Here is a 6,896-nt window from a genome sequence, read left to right on the forward strand (position 1 = left end):
TCAAACAAACGATACACTGCTGTCGTGCGCATCGCAGTCATCGGTGGTGGCCCCGGCGGGCTGTACTTCGCGGCGCTCGCGAAGCAGCTCGGGGCCCTCACGGGGACCGAGCACGAGATCACCGTGTGGGAGCGCAACGCGGCCGACGACACGTTCGGGTTCGGGGTCGTGTTCTCCGACGAGACCCTCGGCGGCATCGAGCACGCCGACCCGGCCGTGTACGCGGCGATGGAGCGCGAGTTCGCCCGCTGGGACGACATCGACATCCGCTTCCGCGGGCAGGTCATCACCAGCGGCGGGCACGGGTTCGCGGCGCTGGGCCGCAAACGCCTGCTGCAGATCCTCCAGCGGCGCTGCGAGGAGCTCGGCGTGAAGGTGCACTTCCGCACCGATGCCCCCGACGTCGAGCGGCTGCGGCACGAGTACGACCTCGTCGTGGCGAGCGACGGGCTCAACTCGGCCGTGCGCAGCCGGTACGCCGACCACTTCCGCCCGAGCCTCGACGTGCGCCGGTGCCGCTACATGTGGCTGGGCACCGACACGGTCTTCGAGGCGTTCACCTTCGACATCCGCGAGACCGAGCACGGCGTCATGCAGATGCACGGCTACCCGTACGACGCGCACGGGAGCACGTTCATCGTCGAGATGCACGACGACGTGTGGCGCCGCGCGGGGTTCGGCGAGTCGGCGTCGGCCGCGCTCGCGCCCGGCGAGTCCGACCTGCGCTCGGTCGAGGCGGTGAGCGAGATCTTCGCCGACGTGCTCGCCGGCGGGCGGGTGCTCGCGAACAACTCGAAGTGGATCAGCTTCACCACCGTGCGCAACGAACGCTGGTGCCACGACAACGTCGTGCTGCTCGGCGACGCCGCGCACACCGCCCACTTCTCGATCGGCTCCGGCACGAAGCTCGCCATGGAGGACGCCCTCGCGCTCGCCGCGTGCCTGCACGAGACGGGGTCGGTGCCCGAGGCGCTCGCCGCCTACGAGGCCGAGCGCAGGGCGGTGGTGGAGTCCACGCAGCGGGCCGCGCAGGCGAGCCTCGAGTGGTTCGAGAACCTCGGCCAGTACGTGCACCAGCCGCCGCTGCAGTTCGCGTTCAACATCCTCACCCGCAGCCGGCGCGTCACCTACGAGAACCTGCGCATCCGCGACCCGCGGTTCGTGGCGGCGGTCGACGAGTGGTTCGCCGCGGGCGCCCCGCCCCGGCCGCCGATGTTCCACCCGTTCCGGCTCGGCGACCTGGAGCTGGTCAACCGCGTCGTCGTCTCACCGATGGACATGTACGTCGCCGTGGACGGGATGCCGACCGACTTCCACCTCGTCCACCTCGGCGGCAAGGCGCTGGGCGGCGCCGGGCTCGTCATGACGGAGATGGTGTGCGTGTCGCCGCAGGGGCGCATCACCCCCGGCTGCAGCGGCATCTGGACCGACGAGCAGGCCGAGGCGTGGCGGCGGATCACCGAGTTCGTGCACTCCTCCTCGGCGGCGAAGATCGGCCTGCAGCTGGGCCACTCCGGCCCCAAGGGCTCCACGAAGCTCATGTGGGAGGGCATCGACGAGCCGCTGGAGTCCGGCAACTGGCCGGTCGTGGCCGCGTCACCGGTGCCGTACCGCGAGGGCGTCAACCAGGTGCCGAAGCCCCTGGACCGGGCCGGGATGGACGAGATCGTCGCCCAGTTCGTCGCGGCCACCGAGCGGGCCGAGCGGGCGGGCTTCGACCTCGTCGAGCTGCACTGCGCGCACGGCTACCTGCTGTCGTCGTTCCTGTCGCCGGTCACCAACCGGCGGACGGACGAGTACGGCGGGCCGATCGAGAACCGGCTGCGGTTCCCGCTCGAGGTCTTCACGGCCATGCGCGAGGTGTGGCCCGCCCACAAGCCCATGACCGTGCGGATCTCCGCCACCGACTGGGTGGAGGGCGGCATCTCCTTCGAGGACACCCTCGTCGTCGCGCGGGCGTTCGAGCAGGCGGGTGCCGCGGCCATCGACGTCTCCACCGGGCAGGTCACGCCGCAGGAGCGCCCCGCCTTCGGCCGCTCGTACCAGACGCCGTTCGCGGACGCGATCCGCAACATCCTGAAGATCCCGACGATCGCCGTCGGCGTCATCTCCTCCGCCGACGACGTGAACACGATCATCCTGTCCGGCCGGGCCGACCTGTGCGCCGTGGGCCGCGCCCACCTCTACGACCCGAACTGGACGCTGCACGCCGCCGTCGACCAGGACTACGACGGGCCGGGCGCGGTGTGGCCCGCCCCGTGGCGGGCCGGCAGGCGCAAGCCCCAGACCGGCCGGACCGACGGCCCGAAGCCGCGGCTGGAGCTCATCCGCCGCCCGCCGTCGGACGGTCACCTGCGGTGGCGTCCGGCGCGAGCGGACGGGCCGACGGCCACGCGCCCGACCGCACCAGCCCGCTGACGAGCCCGGCGAGCGCCGAGGCCACCGCCTCGACCGGGGCGAGCCCGCGGCTGCGGTGCTGCAGCCCGAGCACCACGGAGCGCTCGACGTCCGGCGCGGTCACCGGGGCGCCGGACAGCCGTCCCGCCGCCACGTCCGCGGCGACCCCGGCCGCGGGGAGCACCGTCCAGCCGTGCCCGGCGAGCACCAGGTTCTTCTGCAGCAGCATCGAGTTGGTCTGGGCGGTGATGCGCGGCTGCACCGGGACGGCGGAGCGGGCCCGGTCGATGAGCGCGCGCAGCCCGTGGCCGCTGACCGGCAGGACGAGCGGGTGGGCGAGCACGGTGGCCCACGGCACCGGGGTGGTGGCGTCGAGCCCGTCGTCGGGCGGCGCCACCGCCCAGAGCCGCTCGCGCACCAGCGGGACGACCGACAGCGCCGGCGTGCCCCCGAGGTTGTACAGCAGCGACAGGTCCACCTCGCCCGAGTCGAGCCACTGCTGCAGGTGACCGGAGTAGCCGGTGAGCAGCCGCAGCTCGATGCCGGGGTGGCGGCGCGCGACGGCGTCGGTGAGCGGCCGGGCGAGGATGTCGAGCACGCTCTCCAGCAGCCCGACGCTCACGATGCCCGCCACCTCGCCCGGCTCGGGCCGCAGCTCCGCGCGGGCGGCGTCGAGCTCGTGCAGCGCGCGCCGCGCCCGGGTGATCAGCACCTCGGCCGCGGGCGTGGGAACCATGCCGTGACGGGTGCGCTCGAACAGCGCCACGCCGAGTTCCTCTTCGAGGAGGCGGATCTGGCGCGTCACCGCGGGCTGCACGACGTGCAGCAGCTTGGCCGCCTTCGTGACGCTCCCGACCTCGGCGACCGTGACCAGGGCGGTGAGCTGCCGCAGCTCCATGGCGCCTCCCCATACCGGTGCCGCATCACCCCATCACAATTGACTATTTCACGCGGCGCCCCATCACCGCGCATGATGCAGGGATGGGATCCCTGACCGACGTGCTGGAGGGCTGGCAGCCGCCGCCCGTCGAGATGGCCAGGCGCGTCGACCCGTGGTTCGCCGACGCGTTCGCCGACCTGATCGACGCGCCGCGGCCCGGGCAGCTGCCGCCGCTGTGGCACTGGTTCGTCCTCCTCGACCACCCCACCGGCTCGAACACCGGCACCGACGGCCACCCGGCCGAGGCGCCGTTCCTGCCGCCGATCCCCGGGCGGCGGCGCATGTTCGCCGGCGGGCGGTTCCGCCAGGACGCCCCGATCCCGCTCGACTCGTGGCTCACCAGCCGCGCGCGGGTGTCCGACGTGAAGGTCAAGACCGGCCGCAGCGGCGAGATGGCGTTCGTGACCGTCCGCACCGAGCTGTTCGCCGACGACGCGCCGGTTGCCGTCGAGGAGCAGGACATCGTCTACCGCTCCGAACCGCCGGGAACGCCCCCGCGCACGCTGCCGCCGCCGGAGACCGGCGCCGCCGACCCGGAGGGGGAGTGGCGGCTCGAGCTCGACACCGACCCGGTGCTGCTGTTCCGCTTCAGCGCCCTGACCTACAACGGGCACCGGATCCACTACGACCACCCCTATGCCACGCAGGTCGAGGGGTACCCCGGCCTCGTGGTGCACGGCCCGCTGCTCGCCCTGCTCGCCCTGGAGCTGCCGCGCCGCCACGTCCCCGACCGCGCCGTCCGGTCCTTCGCCTACCGGCTGGTCCGGCCCGCGTTCGCCCCGTCGCGGATCGTCGGCGCGGCGCGGCCGCGCGGGGACGAGGCCGAGGTCGTGGTCGGCGCGAAGGGCGCGGGCCCGTCCCTCACCGCGAAGGTGGTGCTCGCATGACGCAACAACCCTTGAGCGGGATCACCGTGGTCAGCCTGGAACAGGCGGTGGCCGCCCCGTTCGCCACCCGTCAGCTCGCCGACCTCGGCGCGCGCGTGATCAAGATCGAGCGGCCGGACGGCGGCGACTTCGCCCGCAGTTACGACGAGTCGGTGCACGGCAACTCGAGCTACTTCGTGTGGCTGAACCGGTCCAAGGAGTCCCTGACGCTGGACGTGAAGTCGCCCGAGGGCAGGGCGGTGCTCGGGGAGCTGCTCGACCGGGCCGACGTGTTCGTCCAGAACCTCGGGCCGGGCGCGGCCGCGCGGCTCGGCGTCGACGCGGCGAGCCTCGCCCGGACGCACCCGCGTGTCATCCCGTGCACGGTCTCCGGCTGGGGCACCGACGGGCCGTGGGCCGGGCGCAAGGCCTACGACCTGCTCGTGCAGGCCGAGACCGGGGTGCTCGCGCTCACCGGCACCCGGGACCACCCCGCCCGGGTGGGCATCTCGATCGCCGACATCGCCGCCGGCATGTACGCCTTCTCCGGCGTCCTCACGGCCCTGCTGCGGCGCGCCACCACCGGCGAGGTCTCCGCCGTGGAGGTGTCGCTGTTCGAGGCGCTGGCCGAGTGGATGGGCTCGCCCGCCAACTACACCGCCTACGGTGGCAGGCAGCCCGCCCGCAGCGGGGCCGACCACGCCACGATCGCCCCGTACGGGCCGGTCGCCACCGCCGACGGCGCGGTCGTGCTCGGGCTGCAGAACGACCGGGAGTGGCGCGCGTTCTGCGACGTCGTGCTCGGCGACCCGGCGCTCGCCGACGACCCGCGGTTCGTCACCAACTCCGCCCGCGTCGAGCACCGTGGCGAGCTGCACGCGCTCATCGAGGAGAAGCTCAAGACCCTCGACACCGAGGCCGCGTCGGCCCTGCTCGACGAGGCCGGGATCGCCAACGCCCGGCTCAACCAGGTCCGCGACTTCCTCGACCACCCCGTGCTCGCCGCGCGGCAGCGCTGGGTGCCGGTCGACGTACCCGGCGGGTCGATCAGCGCCCTGCGGCCGCCGGTCGACATCGCGGGCGTCGAGCCGGTGATGGGCCCGGTGCCCGCCCTCGGCGCGCACACCGACGCGATCCTGCGCGAGCTCGGCCGCACCGACGAGGACATCGCCGCGCTGCGCGCGCGTGCCGTCATCTGAGAGGAACCCATGAACACCGAAGAGCAGGCGATCGTCGAGGTCGTGCGGGAGTTCGTCGACCAGGACGTGCGCCCCGTCGTCCGCGAGCTGGAGCACTCCAACACCTACCCGGAGAAGCTCATCGAGCAGATGAAGCAGCTCGGCATCTACGGGCTCGCGGTGCCCGAGCCGTGGGGCGAGGTGGCGGTGTCGATGCCCTGCTACGCGCTGGTCACCGCGGAGCTCGCCCGCGGCTGGATGAGCCTCGCGGGGGCGATGGGCGGCCACACCGTCGTCGCGAAGCTGCTGGTGGCGTTCGGCACGAAGGAGCAGCAGGACCGCTACCTGCCCAGGATGGCCACCGGCGAGATCCGGGCGACGATGGCGCTCACCGAGCCGGGCGGCGGCTCCGACCTGCAGGCGATGAAGACCGTCGCCCGCCGCGACGGCGACGCCTACGTCGTCCACGGGGCGAAGACCTGGATCAGCAACGCCCGCCGCTCCCAGCTGATCGCGCTGCTGTGCAAGACCGACCCGGACGCGGAGCCGAAGCACAAGGGCATCTCGATCCTGCTCGTCGAGCACGGCCCCGGACTCACCGTCTCCCAGGACCTGCCCAAGCTCGGCTACAAGGGCGTCGAGGCGTGCGAGCTGGTGTTCGACGGCTACCGCGCCCCGGCCGACGCGGTGCTCGGCGGCGTGGAGGGCCGCGGGTTCGCGCAGATGATGCGGGGCCTGGAGACCGGCCGGATCCAGGTGGCGTCCCGGGCGCTCGGCGTCGCCCAGGCGGCCTTCGACGACGCGCTGCGCTACGCCCAGGAGCGGGAGAGCTTCGGCAAGCCGATCTGGCAGCACCAGTCGATCGGCAACTACCTCGCCGACATGGCCACGAAGATCACCGCGGCGCGGCAGCTCATCCTGCACGCCGCGGAGCGGTTCGACGCGGGGGAGCGCAGCGACATGGAGGCCGGGATGGCGAAGCTGTTCGCCTCCGAGGTCGCGATGGAGGTCGCGCTGAACGCGGTGCGCATCCACGGCGGATACGGCTACTCCACCGAGTACGACGTCGAGCGCTATTTCCGCGACGCCCCGCTGATGATCGTCGGGGAGGGCACGAACGAGATCCAGCGCAACGTGATCGCCGCCCAGCTGGTCAAGCGCGGGGGCCTCGGCAGGCCGTGGTGACCGATCCCGTGGTGACCGATCACGGCGCTGCGGTCGGCTAGAACGGGGGGACGTCGCTGGAGGTGGCGTTCCCCCCGATCACCGGCGTGATCGTGATCCGCCAGGCGCTGTCGGCGGAGAACACGTCGTCGAACTTCTGGAACGAGCAGTCGCGGGTGAACGCCTTGCGTTCCTCGTCCCAGTCCTCGCCGCTTTTGAAGTAGACCTGGTAGGTGCCTGCGATCCCGGTGATCCTCGCCGTGGAGTTCCCCCGCACGTAGACGCTCGCGAGCGGCGCCTTCGGGTCGGACGCGACGGCGGCGACCACCGCGTCGGAGTCGCCCCCGTTGT

General features: G+C 72.8%; 6 protein-coding genes. 4 read left to right on the forward strand and 2 right to left on the reverse strand.

Going from position 1 to position 6,896, the window contains the following annotated elements:
- Window positions 1-24 precede the first annotated feature (24 nt).
- Window positions 25-2,418: a bifunctional salicylyl-CoA 5-hydroxylase/oxidoreductase gene (locus VKZ81_RS32110; protein ID WP_324245509.1), complete on the forward strand. Its 2,394-nt coding sequence runs from the start codon at window positions 25-27 to the stop codon at window positions 2,416-2,418.
- Here the strand turns inward: VKZ81_RS32110 and VKZ81_RS32115 are convergent.
- Window positions 2,324-3,295: a LysR family transcriptional regulator gene (locus VKZ81_RS32115; RefSeq protein WP_324245510.1), complete on the reverse strand. Its 972-nt coding sequence runs from the start codon at window positions 3,293-3,295 to the stop codon at window positions 2,324-2,326. The two genes, VKZ81_RS32110 and VKZ81_RS32115, sit on opposite strands and share 95 nt — an antisense overlap.
- An 83-nt stretch (window positions 3,296-3,378) precedes the next feature.
- On the opposite strand from VKZ81_RS32115, the gene VKZ81_RS32120 reads away from it, so the two are divergent.
- From VKZ81_RS32120 to VKZ81_RS32130, 3 genes are read left to right on the forward strand one after another with little or no spacing between them, the layout of a single operon-like run.
- Entirely contained in the window at window positions 3,379-4,224 is an 846-nt protein-coding gene (locus VKZ81_RS32120; RefSeq protein WP_324245511.1) for an HTD2 family dehydratase, read from the forward strand.
- Window positions 4,221-5,402 (forward strand): CaiB/BaiF CoA transferase family protein, encoded by a 1,182-nt coding sequence (locus VKZ81_RS32125; protein ID WP_324245512.1) that lies wholly within the window; start codon window positions 4,221-4,223, stop codon window positions 5,400-5,402. Before VKZ81_RS32120 ends, VKZ81_RS32125 begins: the two co-directional genes overlap by 4 nt.
- A gap of 9 nt (window positions 5,403-5,411) precedes the next feature.
- Window positions 5,412-6,566, forward strand: coding sequence for an acyl-CoA dehydrogenase family protein (locus VKZ81_RS32130; RefSeq protein ID WP_324245513.1), 1,155 nt, complete (start codon window positions 5,412-5,414; stop codon window positions 6,564-6,566).
- A gap of 37 nt (window positions 6,567-6,603) precedes the next feature.
- Here the strand turns inward: VKZ81_RS32130 and VKZ81_RS32135 are convergent.
- Window positions 6,604-6,896 (reverse strand): hypothetical protein (locus tag VKZ81_RS32135; RefSeq protein WP_324245514.1); only part of this gene is annotated, 293 nt, incomplete at its 5' end.

The organism is Pseudonocardia sp. (assembly GCF_035305885.1).
Taxonomy (GTDB): domain Bacteria; phylum Actinomycetota; class Actinomycetes; order Mycobacteriales; family Pseudonocardiaceae; genus Pseudonocardia.